At 59.4% G+C, this 19,113-nt stretch carries 19 protein-coding genes; 6 read left to right on the top strand and 13 right to left on the bottom strand.

Annotated elements, in window-relative coordinates; genetic code table 11:
• Nucleotides 1-1,352: 1,352 nt before the first annotated feature.
• The 10 genes from GEU01_RS26905 to GEU01_RS14625 all read right to left on the bottom strand — a co-directional run bounded on the left by GEU01_RS26905 (nucleotide 1,353) and on the right by GEU01_RS14625 (nucleotide 10,035).
• A complete protein-coding gene (locus GEU01_RS26905; RefSeq protein WP_232272553.1) occupies nucleotides 1,353-1,754 on the bottom strand; it encodes a hypothetical protein in 402 nt (133 codons plus the stop codon).
• Nucleotides 1,755-2,028: 274 nt separating this feature from the next.
• Nucleotides 2,029-2,499, bottom strand: coding sequence for a hypothetical protein (locus GEU01_RS14665; protein WP_019086217.1), 471 nt, complete (start codon nucleotides 2,497-2,499; stop codon nucleotides 2,029-2,031).
• 93 nt (nucleotides 2,500-2,592) lie between these two features.
• Nucleotides 2,593-3,138, bottom strand: coding sequence for a hypothetical protein (locus GEU01_RS14660; RefSeq protein ID WP_026018687.1), 546 nt, complete (start codon nucleotides 3,136-3,138; stop codon nucleotides 2,593-2,595).
• 17 nt (nucleotides 3,139-3,155) lie between these two features.
• The gene (locus GEU01_RS14655; RefSeq protein ID WP_232272507.1) at nucleotides 3,156-3,857 is read right to left on the bottom strand and encodes a hypothetical protein; all 702 of its coding nucleotides are present in this window, start codon (nucleotides 3,855-3,857) and stop codon (nucleotides 3,156-3,158) included.
• A 531-nt stretch (nucleotides 3,858-4,388) separates the two neighbouring features.
• On the bottom strand, nucleotides 4,389-5,627 hold the full coding sequence (locus GEU01_RS14650; RefSeq protein ID WP_019086214.1) for a DotG/IcmE/VirB10 family protein: 1,239 nt from the start codon (nucleotides 5,625-5,627) through the stop codon (nucleotides 4,389-4,391).
• On the bottom strand, nucleotides 5,627-6,607 hold the full coding sequence (locus tag GEU01_RS14645; RefSeq protein ID WP_019086213.1) for a DotH/IcmK family type IV secretion protein: 981 nt from the start codon (nucleotides 6,605-6,607) through the stop codon (nucleotides 5,627-5,629). The genes GEU01_RS14650 and GEU01_RS14645 overlap by 1 nt, the downstream gene beginning before the upstream one ends.
• On the bottom strand, nucleotides 6,604-7,239 hold the full coding sequence (locus tag GEU01_RS14640; protein WP_010515538.1) for a DotI/IcmL/TraM family protein: 636 nt from the start codon (nucleotides 7,237-7,239) through the stop codon (nucleotides 6,604-6,606). The genes GEU01_RS14645 and GEU01_RS14640 overlap by 4 nt, the downstream gene beginning before the upstream one ends.
• Nucleotides 7,240-7,371: 132 nt before the next feature.
• On the bottom strand, nucleotides 7,372-8,250 hold the full coding sequence (locus GEU01_RS14635) for a hypothetical protein (RefSeq protein ID WP_026018686.1): 879 nt from the start codon (nucleotides 8,248-8,250) through the stop codon (nucleotides 7,372-7,374).
• A 248-nt stretch (nucleotides 8,251-8,498) separates the two neighbouring features.
• Complete coding sequence (locus GEU01_RS14630; RefSeq protein WP_019086211.1) at nucleotides 8,499-9,302, bottom strand: helix-turn-helix domain-containing protein; 804 nt, start codon at nucleotides 9,300-9,302, stop codon at nucleotides 8,499-8,501.
• A gap of 349 nt (nucleotides 9,303-9,651) precedes the next feature.
• Nucleotides 9,652-10,035, bottom strand: coding sequence for a hypothetical protein (locus GEU01_RS14625; RefSeq protein WP_019086210.1), 384 nt, complete (start codon nucleotides 10,033-10,035; stop codon nucleotides 9,652-9,654).
• On the opposite strand from GEU01_RS14625, the gene GEU01_RS14620 reads away from it, so the two are divergent.
• Genes GEU01_RS14620 through GEU01_RS14595 form a run of 6 tightly spaced genes read left to right on the top strand, consistent with a single transcriptional unit; the run spans nucleotide 10,034 to nucleotide 16,519 of the window.
• Entirely contained in the window at nucleotides 10,034-10,423 is a 390-nt protein-coding gene (locus tag GEU01_RS14620; protein WP_232272506.1) for a hypothetical protein, read from the top strand. The genes GEU01_RS14625 and GEU01_RS14620 overlap by 2 nt on opposite strands.
• The gene (locus GEU01_RS14615) at nucleotides 10,420-11,007 is read left to right on the top strand and encodes a hypothetical protein (RefSeq protein ID WP_019086208.1); all 588 of its coding nucleotides are present in this window, start codon (nucleotides 10,420-10,422) and stop codon (nucleotides 11,005-11,007) included. The genes GEU01_RS14620 and GEU01_RS14615 overlap by 4 nt, the downstream gene beginning before the upstream one ends.
• Nucleotides 11,007-12,191, top strand: a complete 1,185-nt coding sequence (locus GEU01_RS14610) for a hypothetical protein (RefSeq protein ID WP_019086207.1) — start codon at nucleotides 11,007-11,009, stop codon at nucleotides 12,189-12,191. The genes GEU01_RS14615 and GEU01_RS14610 overlap by 1 nt, the downstream gene beginning before the upstream one ends.
• A gap of 10 nt (nucleotides 12,192-12,201) precedes the next feature.
• Nucleotides 12,202-13,614 carry a hypothetical protein gene (locus GEU01_RS14605; RefSeq protein WP_026018685.1) on the top strand — a complete coding sequence of 471 codons (1,413 nt, stop codon included), beginning with the start codon at nucleotides 12,202-12,204 and terminating at the stop codon, nucleotides 13,612-13,614.
• Nucleotides 13,615-13,636: 22 nt separating this feature from the next.
• Complete coding sequence (locus tag GEU01_RS14600) at nucleotides 13,637-15,997, top strand: DotA/TraY family protein (protein ID WP_019086204.1); 2,361 nt, start codon at nucleotides 13,637-13,639, stop codon at nucleotides 15,995-15,997.
• Between the two features lie 24 nt (nucleotides 15,998-16,021).
• Entirely contained in the window at nucleotides 16,022-16,519 is a 498-nt protein-coding gene (locus tag GEU01_RS14595) for a hypothetical protein (RefSeq protein WP_019086203.1), read from the top strand.
• Nucleotides 16,520-16,924: 405 nt separating this feature from the next.
• On the opposite strand, the gene GEU01_RS14590 is transcribed toward GEU01_RS14595, so the two are convergent.
• The 3 genes from GEU01_RS14590 to GEU01_RS14580 form a co-directional block, all read right to left on the bottom strand.
• A complete protein-coding gene (locus tag GEU01_RS14590; RefSeq protein WP_019086202.1) occupies nucleotides 16,925-17,461 on the bottom strand; it encodes a hypothetical protein in 537 nt (178 codons plus the stop codon).
• Nucleotides 17,458-18,462, bottom strand: a complete 1,005-nt coding sequence (locus tag GEU01_RS14585; protein WP_019086201.1) for a thiol:disulfide interchange protein DsbG — start codon at nucleotides 18,460-18,462, stop codon at nucleotides 17,458-17,460. The genes GEU01_RS14590 and GEU01_RS14585 overlap by 4 nt, the downstream gene beginning before the upstream one ends.
• A 61-nt stretch (nucleotides 18,463-18,523) precedes the next feature.
• Nucleotides 18,524-18,913: a hypothetical protein gene (locus GEU01_RS14580; protein WP_019086200.1), complete on the bottom strand. Its 390-nt coding sequence runs from the start codon at nucleotides 18,911-18,913 to the stop codon at nucleotides 18,524-18,526.
• Nucleotides 18,914-19,113: the final 200 nt, after the last annotated feature.

Genomic DNA, 19,113 nt, shown 5'->3' with positions numbered 1-19,113 from the left:
ACGCACTGCGTGCCCACGGCATCATGGAGAACGCGTCACCGACAAGAGCGAGCGATGAGGTCGCAGTCGAACCGAGCGCCAGGGCAGGGACAGAACCCATGGCCGCCTCCAGCGGATCGCCAGAGATCCGCGTTGTCTTGCTGTTGCCCCACGCATCAATTGCCTGGGAGAGGTCCGACGCCTGCCGTCGCAGCTTCGCCTCTGCTCCGACCGGAGCCCAGGTTGTGGCGGTCATGCGCATCCGCACGGAATTATGGTTGTTTTTCTGGCGCTCCAGCTTGAGTGCGGCAAACGCCCGTCGAATGTCGCTATTTCCGGGAAACATCGCCAGAAACCCGGCTCCGGCTTCCTTGAAGCCGAAGGCGGCGCGGCCACCACCCTCCAGGATCATGGCGCTGCGCCACGGCAGTCTCTTGCGGCCAAGCACGCTGGAGAGTTCGGAAAACGGGCGCGGATCCTCTGGGCCAATCGTCATGTCGACCGGGGCGTATGTATAATCCCCCACGGTCACGAGCTGTCCGCCTTTCGTTTCGGCGTCGGCATTGAAGATCTGGTCCCGGATCGCTGGCCAGAGCAGGCCCTGCGGATGTGGCTGCGGGNCATCCAGATCGTCCGGAAGCCGTGGCATTACCCGGTCACCCAACAAGGTCGGTTTCCAGGCGGAGCCCGCCGTTTCACGATAGGTCGCTTCGCGCGCGACCTGCAATGCCTGATGTGGACCGAGGAATTCGCAGGAAATGTCGAACCCCTGCAAGGCGGCCTGGACGCGTGAAATGAACGATTCATGGCGGGCCGCCATGATATCGGAGCGCAGGGCAAAACGTTGGGTATTGCCCACGCGAGGAAATTGGGAGGCAAGGGTCCGGCGCTCCTCTGCCACCTGTTTGCGGTCCTCACGTGTCAGCACGCTGGGCCGGGTCCACAGGACATAGCAAGTGGTCTCCCAGCGCATGACGTTTGGCCAGCGTCGGCGCCTCTCTTCGATGACGTCCGAAAGGTCCGCTCCGATCTGTCTGGCTATGGACCGGCAACCATTGAGACTCAGGCGGTCAATCTCGATACCTGAGCGCTCGGGATCGGAAATATACCATCCCACAATGGCATGGCCACGTTCTTCAAGGAGACCCTGCAATTCTATACGCTGCTGCTCGGCGAGCGCTTCCACTTCCTGCCGCGTGCACATGCGACGCAGGCCATTGATGCGCAGTACGGAGACATATTCACCGCGTTTGGTGATGAGATGGTCCCCGTGCGTACTTTCCACATCGCAGAATGAGGCAAGGGGCTGGCGTAGCCCGAGGCTGATGCCGGCCAGCAGACTGGAAAGAATGCCGCCCATCGATGTGATCCTGTCATGTCATGATCGGTTGGGGATCGGCGTCAAGCCATTGCCTGACAAGCGCCGGGTAGACATCTGTGGCGCCGTCATAGAGACGGCCCAGTGGGAGGAGCCGGATGCCGTCCATCAGGGTGGTCGCGCTGGCATCGATCTGCGGGTCTGCCCGGTTCGCCATCAGCAGTGCAGTCGCCAGCAGCCGGGGTGACGTCGTCTCCAGCCGCCGCCGGGCTTCGGCAGTTCGCGCGTGCAGAGCGCGGAGCACAGCGAGAGCGCTTTTGCATTGCGCAGGCATCATCGCGGTATCCGCCCCTGACGCGATCGCGTCCATTGCACGATGCCAGACGATATCTTGTCCGTTTGGCCCATTGCCGAGCGTCTGCATGAGGGTCTGATGCGCGCAGCGGGTCAGGGTCATGATGCGGGTCTGCGGCAGTTTCGGCCACCATATCAGGACGGCTTCGCGTTCAATGGCCGGACGGGTCGGATCCTGCAGGATGTTGCATAAGGCGCAGACAGGCCCGGGTCCGTCACCATGCCATGGAAACCTGCGACCAGGCGTTATCAGGCCGCAGCACGCACATGTGAAAAGGCCCGGCTCACCCATCTCCCCGGCGTCTGGCGCTGACGGATCCCATGGGCGCGGCAGCAGCCGGAAAGACTGTGTGAGACGGGCCATTGCGATCGGGTTCCTAGCCGCCGCTCGTGAATTGATAGGCCTGAGCCTGCGTACCAACGGTTGCCGAGCCACCGGACGCGGTGTTGGCAGCCTTGTTGATCCACTGCGGACCCGTTGCGAAAAGACCGCACAGCACGATGCCGGCGATTGCCATACCGACCTTTCCGGGCGAACGGTTCTGTTCGTTGCGGCTCTGCCAGGCCGCCCATACGCCGCCGATGAAGCAGATGAAGGCAGCGACATACATGCATGCAGCAGCGACAAAGCCGCCCGCTGTCAGTCCCTCCTGGGCGGTGGCCTGCATCTGGGCCCCGATACCGTTTGCGCTGCCGGTTGCGGATTGGGCCAGCGCATGGCTGGCAATGAGGATCGGGACGGCCAATGTGCCAAGTGCCGTGACGGCACGCTGTCTGTATCCGGCCCGTTGTGTCACCAGACGCGTCAGTCGCGCCGCGCTGGTGATGCCTGTGCGAGAGAGGTTCATGGTCGAGGGCTCCGTTGAAAGAGGGATCATGTCCCCCGAATCATTGTTCTGTCGGCAACATGCGACTTCGAACGCTTTCTTTGCGGACAGGACCTAGCCGGACGTTGTCCAGTGGCTCAGGATCCAGGTTGCTTCCTTGACGGGATTGAGGAGGATCACGCCGAAAACGAACTGGATGAGGCAACTGAGTTTTGAGCGGTTTGTTTTTCCGGTCGCCGACGCGTTCCACGCAACGACCGCCATGAACGCCGCCCAGGCGCCGAACATTTCGAAGAACAGGGCGAAATCACTGACGATTGACAGGATGGCATCCTCTGGGCCTGTCCCGGAAATGACGCTTCCGGTCGCGGCATCCGTATAACCGGTGACAGAAGCTCCCAGCGAAACCTGCGTATCGAGACCGGCAGAGGTGGTGGACTTGGTGAGTATCCTGTCAAAAGTGGCGAAGACGCCGGACAGGACAATCCCGATCCAGGGCACCCAGGGACGGCCGACGAACGGGTTCAGGGGCTGGCGCTGCTGCCATAATCCCCATGCCCCGGTCAGGAAGGCAATCCACGCTGCAATATAGCAGGCCATTGGCAGCAGCCAGGCCATGGCGAGAGCGAGATCGTTGACGAGGTTGACCAGACCTTGCACGTCGATGTGTCCTTGCCTTACTGGATGATGCCGCGTTCAGCCTGGATTACCCACATCGTGCCGCGTTGAGAGATGGCGCGCACACGACCATATCCGCGGAGATCGGTGCCGATTTCGATTTCGGACTGTGGCGGTTGCCCGACCGGCGCCGCATCGTCTTGCACCATGGCAAGCTGGGGAGATGCAGCAAGTATCCGGTAGTGCGGCGTCCATGTCGGGGGCGGAGCAGGAGGCGCCTGGCGCATTCTCGCTGTCCGGGACGCTGGAGATTGCGGCGGCGTTGGCGCCTGCTGCGGCTCGGCCGCCGCTGCTTCCAGGGCTGCCCGTGCCTTGTCGGCTGCGGCACGTGTGGCGGCCGGTCCATCTGACGGGGGCGCTTCGGCGTCGGCCACGGCTCGTTTCGCTTCGAGGAGCGACATCCGGCGGTTGAGATCCGAAGCCTTTGCCGTATCTGCGATACGCAGCCGGTCAAGATCCTGCCGGAGTGCTGCGATGTCGCTGCGGGTCCGCTGCACCAGTGCTGCTTCTTCCGTCACAAGCTTCAGCACCTGCAACTGGTCATCCGATGTCATGGGAGCCGCTTGCAGGCGGGTCGCTTTCTGGACCGCATCGTCGGTCGGAACAGCCTTTTCGATGCCGATATCGTGTCTCTGCGCAGGCGTGTTCTCGGTCGGCATAGTTGCCGGTGTTGGGACGGCGGGATGGGGCGGCTTTTTCATAGCAAGGAGTGCCTTGAGATCCTCATCTGTAGCCGAGACCTGAGGTGCCGGGGGTGATGGCAATGATGTAGGTGAGTGCCCCGGCGCTGGAGACGCTTTGGGGCCTGATGGTAGCGGGGCGGAAATCACTCCGACTTCCTGGCCTAGGGGAGACGCCTGCCTCTTTGCTATGCCCATCACGAGGAAGAGGGAGAGCAGACTGCCGACGGCAGTACCCGCGATGATGACCTGCCTGCGGCGCGGAAGCGCCCTGAAAAGGGCCATTGCATGTGGAACGGGTCGGTTCCTGTCAGGTGCTGCTGTCACAGGTTGCGGGTGAGGGGAGGGAGGCTCGGCAATTATGTCCGCCTCGGGCGAAGGGTCAGGCTCGGGCGTCGTGGCCAGCTTGCGAAACGGAACAGGTTCAGTGCCGCGATCCGCGCTGAACGGATCCCGGGACGTCGTTGCGGTTGCGGCTGAGGTCATGGTGAATGCTGCCTTCTGGTAGAGAGTGCAGAATTCGCCGATATCATGCGACCGGTGCCCGAAAACTTACTTCTTCATGACGACGTCCGACATGAAGATCACGCCAACACTGACCTGAGCGGCAAGATTTACGCGCGGCTGGGTCGGCATCTGCTGCATGAGCGCGCTATTGACCTGCGAGGCCGCCGCACCAGCCGCTACACCCAGTTGTTGCGGAAAATTCAGTGACTGGACGTAGTTGACGTTGCCGAGGGCTCCGATCGAACCGGTTGTGTTCGACGTCATTTCGATCGCCTGCCCGAGACCCTGGACAAAGGCGGCAGCGGCGGGAAGAACAAAGCGCTCAACGTATAGCTGGTCAACGCTTGAGGCCACCGCAGCTTCCATGGTGTCCGGTGCAACCACCATACCTTCGACCTGGATCGGGGTCGGATCGTTTTTATGGAAGACCTGATCAACACGGACAACCAGCCGGTTCAGATGTCCCCCGGCCCTTCTGACGGATGCTTTCATCCTGTCGCCAGCGAGTGGACCTGAATCAGCCTCCAGGATGATTTCTCCCCCGAGATCGCTGTTGGTTGCTGAAACCGTATGGGCGTAAATCCCCCGCCCGGCAGGAACAAGGACGCGGGAGAGGGCCGTCTGGGAATTTGCTGTCGCCGCCGAAGTTATTGAAGGGGAGACCACCGGTTTTTTTGTCTGTTCCCTTCCGGTTTCCGTCTTTTCATACAGGACATTTGTGACAGGAAAGCGTCCATCAAGACGGCCCGCGAGATCCATGATCGCATGTCTGTATGCGGTGATGGCGTCCTTCTGGAGCTGCGGGTCACGTGGCATGGCGGCGCGGAAGGCTGCATCCGTTTGCACTGGTACGACGGGAACGCTTGGCACGACCTCAGGCGCGTGCGGGGCTGGCGCTGCGGCGGCCCTGGCCATCGCCGGGTTGACGTCCGCCCCGACCTCCTGGGCGACCGGGGGCGGGGGAAGCTTGTCGTCGGGATGGGTGGGCGTGCCCGGTGCAATATCGGGTGAATACGACTGTCCCGCAGTCTGTGCCCGACCTGCCTCGTCGCGGATCTGATCTTCGCGGAGTTCCTGCTGGCGCGGATTGGAATTCAGGCCCCCGGGCAGGGGGTTGGCGGCGGGCGGCCTGCCGGGGTCCGAGCGTGGAAGCTCCTTACGGTGGATGGTGGAGATGAGGAGCGTGACGCCAAGAACGGTGCCGATACTCCCAAGGATTGCGAGCAGACGCCGGTTTCCGCCCCGCGACGCATCACTGAACAGCTGGTTGAATCTGGGTTTCATCACTGTGCGTCCCTGATATGGGCCGAGACCGTCCGTCCCGCATCGGAGAGAAGGACAACGGGGGACTCATGGAAGGCATAGAGCGTGTATCCCCCTTCACCGTGCTCCATGCTGTCCGAGGAGGGCGTCATGAGGTGAAGGCGCGTGCGAAGATAGACCTCGTTTCCAATCCGCCATGCGCGCACGTCATCGGGTGAAATACCCTCGACGGCCAGCGGAATGGCTGACGCTGGTGGGATGCCGCTTAGCATGGCGTTCATGTAGGGCTCGCCTGTCGCAGGCACTCCGGGGCGGCTGTCGACCGGCTCCCGGGCATTGGGTCCTCCCTCGGACATGCGAACGGTCAGGTTGTCATCGTAGGATCCACGCCCCGCGATCAACAGGAAGGAGACCGGCTTTGGCGCGTTCTGAAGCGTTACGAGCAGTCCACCTCTGGGCTGGAGCGACATCGGTTCGATATTGATGGTATTGGAACCCTTGAAGGGGACGCAGGTATAGAAACCTGTTGTCTCAACCGCAGGATTCCCGGCTGATGCGCCGCTTTTGCCGGAAGCACAGTTCGTGCTGCCGTCCGGGTTGGCGGAATTGCCAGATGTATTCCATGCGATCGGCCAGGGCTGTCCCGTGCTGTCCACGAAGGACAATGCGGTCGGATACCCTTTTGTCGTAAAGATCAGGCTTGTCTGCTGACCAGGCGCAAAGGAGACACGGATCGCCGGGCGCGCATTAGGGGTCGCGAATTCCGTGCCGACCTGCTCCGTGGCACGACGCACATCCTTCAGGCGTTCCCCCAGCCGAAGGATTTCTTCGGGCGTGAAAGGAATGGCCTCATGCTCGGCTTCATCTTCGGCTGCCTGATCCTGATCGTCTGCAGGTGTCGTTGCTGCAGGCCCGGGCTGTGATGGCTGCTGTGCGAGTGCCGCAAGTGGCAGGATGAACAGGGTCAGCGGAAAGAGAGAAAGAATTCGCACGGCTGTCACTCCCTCCCCGACGAGACGACAAGCTGTTCGATGGCCAGTCCATCCGGGTGATCCAGGTCCTCCACGCGATCAATCGTCACGGTTGCCATCAGCATTTGCGTATTCTGCTGGTTGACGTTTTCGCAGGTCTGGATGAAAGGAAACTGTATTACGTAGCGCGAGTGTCCCTGCACGACTGTCTCGGCGCGTACGGTCGCGGCCCGTGTCGGCTGCGCGTAACAGAGCAGTTTTGCATCTCTGAGTTTCGCCAGATTCCCCTGCGTAATGAAAGACTTTGCAAAGGTGTTCCATCCGTTGAGCGTGTAGTGAGCGCCCGCGGTGTTCATCTGGGTTGGAAAATCACGATAGTTGATGTTGTAGGGTGCGATCGCCCATTTGACGGCCCAGCCGAGAAGCTGGTCCTGGCCAAGTACCGGACTGGTGAGGGCCACGGCCGGTCGGGGAGCATTCTGGCCGTCAACGTAGAAATAGAGGGGTGTGGGCGGGTGTGCACGGATATAGGCGTCGTGCGCCGCGAAAACGATGACCACGCCCGCCAGTGCGATGTTGAGCAGCAGTGATCTGTCTACAACAATCCCCTGAAAGTCGGGGTCGGTAAGCCGCCTGGTTACTGCGGAATTAAACAGCCGCATGGCGCGCCTCCCTTACGGGGGCATGAAAAAAGGTGGTCATCACTCTACTCTCATTTCCCGACGGTGATGAGAGCAGGCTGGAAGTCTATCTTGCGACCAGCACGTTTTTTCTTTGACGGTTCCCGCTACTACTCAGGCGGCAATGCCATGCGTGGCGGCAATGCTGCGGCGGTATCGTCTGCTGACACGGTCGCCCCCCTTGCGGGTGGTCCAGAAAAAGCATCCGCTCTTGCAGAGGCATTCCCGCCGGATGTAGTGGTGTTCGCCGATATAATATTCGGCCCTCGCATGAATGAACCAGGGCACTTTGGCGCCGCGTCGTGGCGGAAGCTGCTCCCAGCAGCTTTGGGATTTCAGCGCGCTTTCCGAAATAAGGAAGTCCCGCGCAATTTCACGCGGGTTCTGAAATGCAAAATGGCGGTAGGCGATTTCAATGTTGGCGGCCTCGTGCCACCGTACCTTGTCTCCGCCCTTATGTCCTGTGAGGGTCAACCTGTTGAGGCTGTTCCTGACAAGCCATGTCCGTCCCCGCCGGGCTTCATGAGGAAGCAGGGAGGCTTGTTCCCATGTCAGGACAGCTTCGGGATCTGCGGGAATGGCGCTCCGCTTTTCGGCAAGTATGGTCTCCGCCTGTATTTTTGAAAGCCTGATGCGCGGTGGCAGGCCAAGCTGCTTTCTTTTTGCACGCACGCTCCCGGCCGAGCGGCCAAGCATCTCGGCTATGTCGGCGGTTTTATCACCACAGAGCCACCGTTGGCCGAGGATGAGTAGCTGGGTCCTTGTCCACGCTCCCCTGCGCGTAGACGCTTCATAAAGAGCATTCTGGGGTCGGTCGGCCCATTGCGCAACTGACTCTTGCACATCCTGCACTGTCAGGGTGAGCATTGTCGCCACAAGGACCTCGTCGCGCAGCCTGGCATAAAGGGCGCGTGTCATTTCTGGTGTGGGATAGGTCTGAAGCCATGTAAACAGACCGTGTTTTATGACCTGGCCGAACGATGCTGACTTCATGGCGGTATGCCCTCGTCATCGCGTTTTCGGGATAGGCTACGTGTTTTGGGAATAATATCTCTTAAGCGTTATATAACCGTCAAGAAATAAATAGCGCAGAACGCGCCAATATGACTCCAGACGCGGTTTCCGGTCCACGTTGGTGATCCGCCGGGGCACATCACCTGGAATGGACAGCCCAAGGCATAGGGTCTGCCATAAGAAAGGAGACCCCTTTCCTGACAGTCTTTATACCTTCATGCACCCGGTCAGTGGTTTGCGATATCGTCGAGGTGACCAATAATGGATTCGAGATCAGCGAGGGCTTCGAGTTGTGATTGCGCGGACATTGCCCACGCGGTCATGTCCAGGGAACGCAAAAGATCTGCGTCGTCATGTATTCCCGGGATCAGGTAATAAACGGAGACGGCCAGGCCTTCGGCGATGCGATAAACCGTTTCAAGGCTCGGATTTCTCAGCCCTGCTTCAATCAGGCTCAGGCTGGTCAGGGAAACATGTGATTTATGGGCGATCTGGCTCGCTGTTGCCCCCTGAAGCGTCCTGAAGATCTGAATCCTGCGCCCAAATATCTCGAGGAGGTCCTGCCGTTCCCCCGAGGTGAAGGCGACACTGTGTGAATAATGATCGATCGGCAATCTGGCCGGTATTTCCAGCAGGTTAAACGTTTTGGAAATATTGCCAATAATGTCGCGTAATTTCTGGATTGCCAGATTGTAGTCCGAACACTGCTTCATGGTCTTTTTCAGCTGCGTGGCGGATGCCACCAGATCCAGATGGGCAAACCATGTACCTTCTGGTGCACCTTGCGGAAGAATATCGCGCGGATCTATTTCAAATACCCGTAGCAGCGCCGATAATGTTTCCAGGGAAACCGGACGACCTGCTTCGATGCTCCGTATGACCGATACATTCAACCGTGCCAGTTTGGCGAGGTGCACCTGCGTCCAGTCAAGCGCCGTCCGCCTGTCATAAATGATTTCCCCGATGTCTCTATATAATTGGCCGGATGCAAATAAAGCCTCGGCTTGCATCTTGCCATTGTCATGGGACATTTTCGTTTACTCTCACGGCGGGCGTTTTCCTCAGCAAAAGAAACTTCCAACATCCAGAAGATATCGACTGGCCGCGTCCTGACAGGGGATCAGCCGTGACGGAACGTCATGATAGTCGAGTTGGAGCCCGCAAAAAAGGTGTCTGAGGTCGCAAAGGCCGCTGCTCTGGTCAGGAGAACTTGATGGAGACACTCATATGCCTGTTATGTCTGCCGTGGTTATGGCGCTGGCCTTTGGCCCCATATCTGCCACACCAGCCGCGTTTCATCTGGTCCAGACAACCTCTCCGGAAACTCCGCCCCGGCCGGCATTGACGTTGCCGTCAACGGGGACAACTGGCGGGGAGACCTTACCCCCATCGGGAGACACTGGTCAGGAAGGGCCGGGCGTATTGCCGGGTACTGGTACGGATCCTCGAACATCCGGGGCTGTTCCAGCCCGTCGATATTTCCATATCGCCAGTGGATACGGAAAGCAGGTTCCACTTGGCTTCGCCGTACGCCAGATCGTTCCGCATGGGGTGCGCGTCGTGTTCGCGGCGGACGTGGACACCAGCGTTCCTGTTGACTGGCAGGGCGGCCGGGAATGGAACAAGGTTCTGGCGACCACGGTAGCCCAGGCGGGCGACGTCATTGATGTTGGTCATAATAAAGTCGCGGTCCGACGTCGAATTCGCTGACCGGTCGCATGATGGCCCGACACCTTCGTCGTAATCACCCGAGGAAGGTTCCATGAACAAGCCCTCATCCGTCCGGAAATCCGGACCTTCTTCCCCGATGCCCAATGTCTCCCTTGCGCTGGATGCGCTCGGCGAGATCTGGCGCATCAGGGGCGGAAAGGACGTCATCGCGATGTTGGACAATGATATGACAGCGAGGACGGCCTGGCACGCCATCCTCGCTGGTGTCGCGCCACATGAATGGCCTGATCTGGTCAACTCCCTTGACGCGCTGATCCCCTATCTGCGCGGCCGCAGGGACCTGTTGTCGGCGGACAGCCCTTTTGGACGGGGCGTGATCTCGGAAAGCAGGCGCCACGCGCTTCATCGCCTTCTTGCTCCGGAAAGGATTGCCCTGCTGGAGGCTGTGACGCGTCCGGCCACACGTCAGGAGGCCGCATGATCGATCTGCGCTTCCGTGTCCTGTTGTCAGTGGCTGCCGCTCTTGTATCGATACAGGGGCATGCGCAGACCACGTCATCAGGCGCCTCTGGTGCCACGACATCGACGGGAAGCGTCGGCTGCGCCGCCCTGACCCAGGCGGCGGCAACAGCCGTAAACGAACGCGTCCAGGCCAACGACGCCTATGAAAAGCAGCCGGATAGCGTCAACGGCCTGTCCTGCCTGAGCAATTTTTTCAACGGCACCGGATTGAATCTCATCACGAACGGCCTTGACCCCGCGGCCCTGCTGCAGGCCGTCGAGGGCCAGATAGGTGGCCAGGTCTGTCAGGCAGCACAGGCCGCATGGGGTAACGCCATGGGGTCGACCCAGTGCGGACTCAGTCTGTCGGGCGTTAACCTGGGGCTCGGTTTTGGCTCGAGTAGCGGGCTCATGTGCCCGAGCCTGAGTTTCGGTGGTGGTGGTCCGCCAATTGCGACCGCCATTGCGGGGACGTCGAGCGGTACGACTGATCTGTATATCAACGGATCTCCCCAGCTTCCGACCGGATACAGCCTGAGCAATCTCGTGGACGGAGTGTTCTGATGCGCAGGCTGCAGATGGTTATCATTGGTGCTGCTTCGTGCGTCTGCGTGCTGGCAGTCACGCCGCGTCCGGCATATGCGCTTTTCAGTGACGCCGCGGTCGTTGCAGCGATCAAGCTTCTTCAGGCGTTCACGGGCAGCGCCCTCGATACGATGACGAAAAACCTGACAACCAGCATCGATTCAAACCTCAGTAGCCTTACAAACCCCAATTCCGTGGCGTCTCTCCTGACGAAGGGCTTCACGCAGGTTGCCAATTACGCAAAAGCCCAGGTTGGTGCCCAGTCGCAACTCATGGATGCCCAGGACGCGGCGATGGCCGGTTTTCTACGGCGCCAGCAGGAAACCGGAATCCGGGACGAGCATATGATGAACCCGGAATTCTGCGCGGGCCTTGACGCCCAGCAGTCTACCGTGGCGGCGTCCAAAGCGGCGCGCTCTGCGGTGTACGCCATTGCGACCGTGAGCGATCCCCGCGGTGAGGCAGGCCAGGGCACGCCCTCCTATTACGGCAAGTCGCAGGGCACGGATGCGAACATGTCCCTGCACCTCAAGCGCTACTGTTCATCCGACGACGTGGCGCAGGGGCTCTGCTCTTCCGTGTCCCGGCTGCCGAACGCCGACCAGCGTGCCGCCAGCCTGTTCGGCGCTGATACCCTGTCCGCGGATGGCGCAGTGGATGCCGCCAATGATTATGCGACCACGCTCATCCAGCCGGTCGCGCCGGCGGCCCTGCGTGGCGAGCAGCTGTCCAGCCTTCGGGGACGTGAAGCCGCAACCCGCCGCCGGTCGTACAACAGCCGTATGTCTCTTGCCCGCTGGGTCACGGGCTACGTCACATCTCTTGGCGTGCCGTCTGTCACGCTCACGCGGGACCAGAAGGCTGAAATGACGGCCGAGGGGCTCACGCCGCTCGACAAGGCGTCGTGGCTGCAGGCCATGGCGCTGGAAGTTAATCGCAGGGTCTCCAGCGTAAGCTGGAACGCCTCGCTCCAGGCAATGCCTCCCGCGTCCGTCATGCGCGAGGTCGCCACCGAAATGGCGCAGGCCAATTACCTGGCACTCCAGAACTACCGCCTCAGTCTCTATCTGGCGACCATGGGGGCTACCCGGGTCGCACAGGAAGAAGAGGTCGCCTTCAAGGACGGCCTCACCCCGATGCCGTCTCCCACGATCAACCCATAAGAGGTCCGTCATGTCTGAGGCCCAGCAGAAAACCGGTGATATAGAAGATGTGCTGAAAACCCTCGATCGCGTGCAGTCCGAATACAGAAAGCAGGCGCCCGGGCAGGCCGCCGCATATGATCGGCTGCGGCAGGAATCCCGTGGGCCTGACGTCCAGAATGATCCTGGGTTCCGTACGCGCATCGCGTACGCCGTGCAGGATGTAGAGCGCCTTTTGGGACCGACGCTCGAAAAGGAGCATCCTCTCCGCGCCGAGATGACAGAGCGCGCGGCACATTATCCAGGTTTGGAGGAGCCTGTCGTGGCTGCGATGATGCGTGAAACGCATCGCCTTCAGCAGCCAGAAGTAAACGCGATCCGGACACTTGCCAGCGAGCTGGTTGAAGGACATCAGGATCCGGACCACCCGGATATCGCGCACACAATCGATAGCCTGAGGGCGACCATCTTTCCCGAACCAGGGCGCCAGCCAGCGCCAGGTCATGACCATGCTGCCGGGTCTGCGCACGATGAGAAAGGTCAGGCGGACAAAACCCGTGGAATGGCGTCGCCGGGGGAGGGCGCTCCGCCAGGACCGGAGCAGTCGGCCAGCAGCCAACCCGGACAGACCCATACGATGGATCCTCAGAAGGATTTTCAAGAGAAACAGACAGGTTCGGCAAAAGATGCGCCGGAAAGCCGATCGACGATGGATGGCAACGGCACAAAGGAAAAGGCGGCAGCGAACACACGGGAAACGAACGCGGCGGCCAAGGATCAGGAGGACGTCAAGGTTATTCGCGGTGGGGGCTTTGCCCGCCTTGCGGAAGCGATTGCCTCGCGCATTGATAGCCAGCCTGCGAACCCGGCATCATCGTGGATGGAAAAGGCCGTCGATTTCAGTACCCGGCTGCACACCGCGCGTGACGAAAAGAGCCTGGAGGCGACCGAACGTCTGGGAAAGCAGGCGGTGGAGGCCCTGCGTGACCTCAGGGAGCGGCCAGCTTCCTCCATCATGGCGGCGATTTCAGATGCAGGAAAGGGCGACCCTGACGGTGTTGCCGGTGTGTTGTCGGAGATGAAGGCCGGTGGCCGGTATGCGGATCTGCATAGCCAGTTTGTGACGGAGAAACAGAATAACCAGGCATTTGCGGCGCAACTGGAGAATGTCACCAGCAAGCTCGAAGCCTACGGAAAGGGAAGGGACGCCGCCGAGGCAACAGGCCAGCGCATGGGAATGCCCGGCAGTGTGACGCAGCGCTTCACCCAGATCGATGCCGAGATCGGCAGGACTGCTGCCGAAGTGCCCGGAAAAAAAGAGGGGGCCAGTGCGCTGGAAGACATGAGCGAGAAGGTCCGCGAGATGATGCACAAGGCTGTGACTGCAGTCACGGATTTCATGACGCGGATGAAGCCCGGTCCCACCGCCAGTCCTGCGCCGTGACTTCGCCGCTGGAGGACAAACCATGACGCCCTTTCGTCGCCCTGTATTCGCCATCCTGCCGCTTCTGTTTCTGTCGGCTCTTACCGTGTCCGCGGCAGCGCAGACGGTTGTCGCGACCGGTTCGGGAGATGCAGCCAGCAGCACGGGCTATAACGTGACATGGGACCTGCTTGATCCGGGCAGTGACTGGGCGGCGCAGGTCATCCGGTCTGTATTCCCGGTTTTCGGCCAGGATACGGGCGCGCCCAGCATCGGCAACGAGGCGACCGTCATAGGAACCATGATCGGGTGGTTCTCCGGGTTTGTCATGGCATTTGCGATGGCGGTCGTAAGCTATATCTACTTCATGAACATCCACCGGGGTGCAGAAACAGCGCAACTCCTTGGTAACAACCAGACCAGCATGTCGATCGTGCGGATCGGGATTGCGGCCATCCTGATGTGGCCGCTGCCGACAACCGGCTTCAATGCAGCGCAGGCCGTTGTCGTGCAGGGCTCGCTCTGGGGCATCGGTATGGCGAAGGTCGTTTACGACAAGGCGAAGCAGGCGATCGGACCAGACGGCAAGGTCATTGCACAGCCCCTTATCCCCGGCACAAAGGGGATTGTGACCGGCCTTGTAAAAAATGAGTTCTGCCGGGCCATTATTAACATTGCTGCGAATAACACGAGCCTGATTGCAGCCCCGACCGGGCAGACCGTCCTGTCCGTGACCGGCGGAAAGATGGGGATCATCAACTATTCTTACAATATGGCAGCCGGCGCAGGAGACGGGACACCAGTTTGCGGGGCCGTAAGTCTGCAGGCGCCCAATACTGACGCAGTGAATCTGGCCGGTTTCCAGGTCGACCAGGCGGGTATGCAAAAGCAGGTCCTTGATTCCGTGATCCTTGGCGACATTCGCAGCCAGGTTGAACAGGTGGCGCAGAAGTACTGGCAGACCAAAACGACAACGTCCTTGGCCCCACTCATGACCATCATCGTCAATGCCACCAACGATTATGCGTCGCGTCTCACGACGCAGGCGGCACAACTGCGTTCGAAGCTTCAGGACACGGTCAATAATCAGACGCTCGCGCTTCACCAATGGGGAATTTCGACGAACGGAGATGCGGTCAACACCAGCAGCCAGATGGATACTCTCGGGTGGACTGGCGCAGGAGCCTACTATCTCGAATTCGCGCGCCTCAATGGCCAGACCCTGTCTCTCATGACCGCAACGCCAACCATCACCACGCCATCCTATTCCGGTCTCGGAAACTATCTTGCCTCGGACATTGCGCCCCTGGTGCAGTCTGCGGACACCTTTATGGAGAACATTGACAGCATGGTTGCAACGCAGGATGGCGTGACCGCGCCAGGCGGGAATGCTGACCTGTACACAGGAGCGATACCGGGCGGAGACGGTGCGGGTGTGCTCGACCAGCTGTTCCGCGCCCTGCACCTGAATGATTACGCCCTGCAGATCGTGACCGGATTTATCGAGCCGTCCGGTACGAACGGCTACTGGACGGATCCGTTTGGCAATCTCATGTCACTTGGCAACTGGATGATCACGACCGCCCTTCTCACCATGGGCACTGCGTCGGTTCTTTCTTCTACGGCCGGCACCGTCGGTATTGGCGTGCTGTCGCTTCTGAGCGGAAATCCTGAAGGTGCCGTTGCGGCAGGGGCCGGGCACGCACTGATGCACTTTTTTGGCGCGCCGATTATCGGCGGCTGTTTCGCCATGCTTATGCCAGGCCTCACCATCGCCTATGTCATCCCGATGATCCCGTTTGTCATGTGGATGTTTGCCGTGGCTGGATGGTTCATCATGGTCTGTGAGTCCGTGATTGCAGCGCCTCTGTGGATGCTCGCGCATATGACCATGAACGGGGAGGGGCTGCACGGTCATGCAAAACAGGGTTATGCCCTTCTGTTCAATGTCATCTTCCGGCCGGTGCTGATGCTGTTCGGACTTTTCCTTGGATATTTTATATTTGATTCAGTGTCGTGGCTGATCCACATGTGTTTCGGCATTGCGGCCGGACTGGTGCTGTCAAACGGCTGGATTGTGAGCAACTTCCTCGGCATGATTGTTCTGGTCAGCCTGTTTGTCATGATTCATGTCACTTTGGCGTTCATTTCATTCAGGATGATCTCGATCCTACCCCAGCGGGTTCCCGCCATGATCGGATTTGGTGACGTGGACCGGGTCGACATCGACCAGTTCAGCCGGGACGCCGCCGTTGTCGGTATGGCGGGCACGTTGCTCTCGATTCAGCAGTCGCTCGGTGGGAGCGATCGAACTGCGACCCAGCCTATGGATGATAAAAATAGTAAGCAAATATATACGGGTGCAAATAAAGCTGTAGATACGACAATGAAAAAGATCCTATAGTGCGTTACACTTGGAGGGCATGAAATGTTTGGTGGCAACGGGTTGAGTGGGCCGGCAGGCTTCATACTCGGACGCATGTCGTGTCAGTATAGCGAGAGCTTGCAACGCAATATCCGACAGGCCCTTCATGGTGCTGCTCCGCCGCATTTTAACGAACTCGAAGAGCAGGTTCGGTTAATCAGTCGCTTGACCGAGGCACTTAATCTGGCAAATGCTCACTCCGATAAACTCGAAAGCCAGTTGGAAGACTGGAAAGACTACGCTCATGGCCTGGAATCCCAGATCAGAGAACTGAAAGACCATTTTTGTCGGACGAGTGCTCATGCTGAGCAGCTTGCCAACGATCTCAAAATATCAAGGGAACAGGAAAAAGACCGGGCGCAAGAACTTGAGGCAATCCGTGTCAATTACCGCCGACTCAGCGATGACCATGTCACACTGACAACCAAGGCCGAGAACATGGAACGACGGATTTGGGGCTATCTTTCCATGGAAAATGAATGGAGAAAGCGGCAGTCCTAGTCGCAAGATACTTGGTCAGGATGGTCTCCTCTAAGCGGGAGACCATTCGTGAAACATCTCATTCTACCTCTTGTCCTCTCCCCCTGGCTTGCGGCATGCAGCGCTGGCAACGTGTCGTCTGCTGCCCATGTGCATGGCCCAAAGGCTCCGCCGACCAGGCATGCGCGTTATGATCCGCACGCTGCCTACGGATCGACACGTGTAATCTGGACACCCCCTACGTGCGATCGCGCCGGTACGATCGTCCGGCCTGATGATCCACGGGTGATGCAGGGGCGCGAGGATTATGAACACGCCTCTTGGGCAACAGGCGCTCAGGGCGGCGACAAGAACGCGCCTCCCGGGACGTTCTGAGTGCTCCGCCGATCCTATCTATTCACCAGCGCAATGCAGATGGACTTGCGCTTACGGCTTGCGGGGAATGAGGCTGTCGGCGGTCGCGACAAATTGGCGGGCGGAACACAGGCGGCGTTCGCGGATCTGCCAGTTGAGCCACGCGTTCTGAAACGCCACGAGTGCCAGAAATGTCCAGAAGGGTGCGAACTCCAGCGCAGCAAGGAGTTGGGTGCCCTTCCAGTGGGAAAGGAGCATCTCTCCGGCCCAGCCAAGAATCAGACCTACAGCGAGCATACTGGCAGCAAGCGCCCGCCTGTATGTCTCATGCTGTCTCTGATCGAGTAAGATCGCCACAACGCGGGGTTCGACGCCATATTCGGCAGCGATCGCGGCGATATCAATAGGGGTACCGTCTGGCGCCCGCGGGCCCTGCATACCGGCTTTTGGCATCAGTAATGCCTTCCCGAGGGCTTCAATCAGCGCGGCATTTCTCGTTACATCGGACCAGGCGACCAATGTACGTGGATCGCCAATCACCAGCCGGGCCACCTTGCGCGTTCTTGCAAAAAAACGCCGCGGGCCGGTCTGGTCCTGTCGTGTCTTCATTGCGAGACCGAGGTCAGAAACGTGGCGACATCCGTGGGAACGCCGTCGAGCCGGCCGATCCTGCCATTGCGGTGCATCCAGACGAAGGTTGGGGTCCCTGTGAGCCCTATCCGCCGTGCAATCTCGGTATTGCGGGCAAGCTTCTCCTCACTATCCGGTTCAGGTGCTGTCAATCCTGGGTTTAGGCGACCGTTGACCCACGCTTGTGCCATCTCGTTTGCCGGAAGCGACAGCATGGCTCTCGCATTGACGGTGCTGGCGCCATTATCCTCGTAATCAAGCAATGACAGCGGGACTATTTTCAGGCGAACTTTCCCTGCATCGATTGCGGGCTGAAGGATATGCATCGCCTTCATCGAGTAGATACATTGCGGGTCTATGAACATGATGACTTCCGGGGCTGAAGGTATCCCTATAAGGCCTCCCGAGAGACCCGGGAGCCCGGACTGTTCGTTAGCGTCGGCTGAAGCGCCAGAGATACTGATTTCCGGGACGGCTCCAGGAATGCCCCTGATCTGGTCTCTCGTGATGTCCTGTCCGGTGGCGCCCCACATGCGGGCAGCGACTGCTGCCTTGCCATCCGGGGTCGCATAGACGACCTGAAAACGGTTATCTGCCCGAACAAACATTCCCCTGATGCCATCGACCGGCGCGAGATCGTGGGCGCGCGATCCGGCCAGGGAACGTAGGGTGTCGTAGGGGACCGGGATCAGCGTGCCGCTAAGCACGATCGCATGGCTTTCCGGAGCGAAAAAGACGAGGAGTTCGTTCCGGGTATGGGCGATGCCAGCTTCGAAGCCGTGGAGATCGGGTAGTTTTTCGATGTTGGCCCCTGCGATTCCAAGGTGGGCGACTGCATCGGTCCTACCTTTATCACCATGTTCCAGGGGCGGCCCTATGGTGTCGCTCCTGGACCCAATCGGAGTAGACACAGAGCATTGCTGTCCTCGCGCTGGCGCGTGCATGAGCAGGAGAAATGGCAACACGTAGAAACAGCGCATGGCGGACTCCGGACAATACCTATGTCCTGTACGCCCTGATCATGCGACTGCGATTAAAAAATCATTCCTTGTCGTTCCCCCTTTCTCGAGACAGGGGATTTTCAAAAGCAGGGTTGATCGGGGAGAGAATAAACGTCTCTTCTGCTTCGCTTCCTAACTCGTCGATCGACATCTCGCTTATCATTTTTACAAGAATATCAACGCGGAGCTGCAAATAATGGGAATTCGGGTGGTCGTCTTTCAACTGACGGCCTTTTTCGTGGCAAAGCACCAGAATGGGGTGCAATGATCTTGCCTGCTCACGCTTGGCAGTTGATGTTTTCGCTGGAGAAGCAATGTATTCAATATTGCATCTCAGCGCTAAAATCGCCTGAACCAGCGTCAGGCATAGCTGTCCGGATTGTTCGTCATCGATAAGCTCGAAACGCGAGCGAAGTTCATCAAACTTCATGTCATCCTCACACGGATCAAGACGAACACACTGAAGCAACGCAGTGCACGGTTGCCATGTTTCTTACGGAGCGCTGGAGCGGCATAACCCGATATACTTTGCCATTATTGACGATTTCCGTCGTGATTTAATCTGGTCACCTGGCTCCACGGAATCATGATCAGGATGCTCAATCTACACGATTCCGTCTTGTTGTAACG

Source organism: Komagataeibacter europaeus LMG 18890 (genome assembly GCF_000285295.1).
In the GTDB taxonomy this organism is placed as follows: Bacteria; Pseudomonadota; Alphaproteobacteria; order Acetobacterales; family Acetobacteraceae; genus Komagataeibacter; species Komagataeibacter europaeus.
The sequence above is the reverse complement of the archived record's forward strand: the minus strand, read 5'-3'. Positions and strand labels throughout refer to the sequence as shown.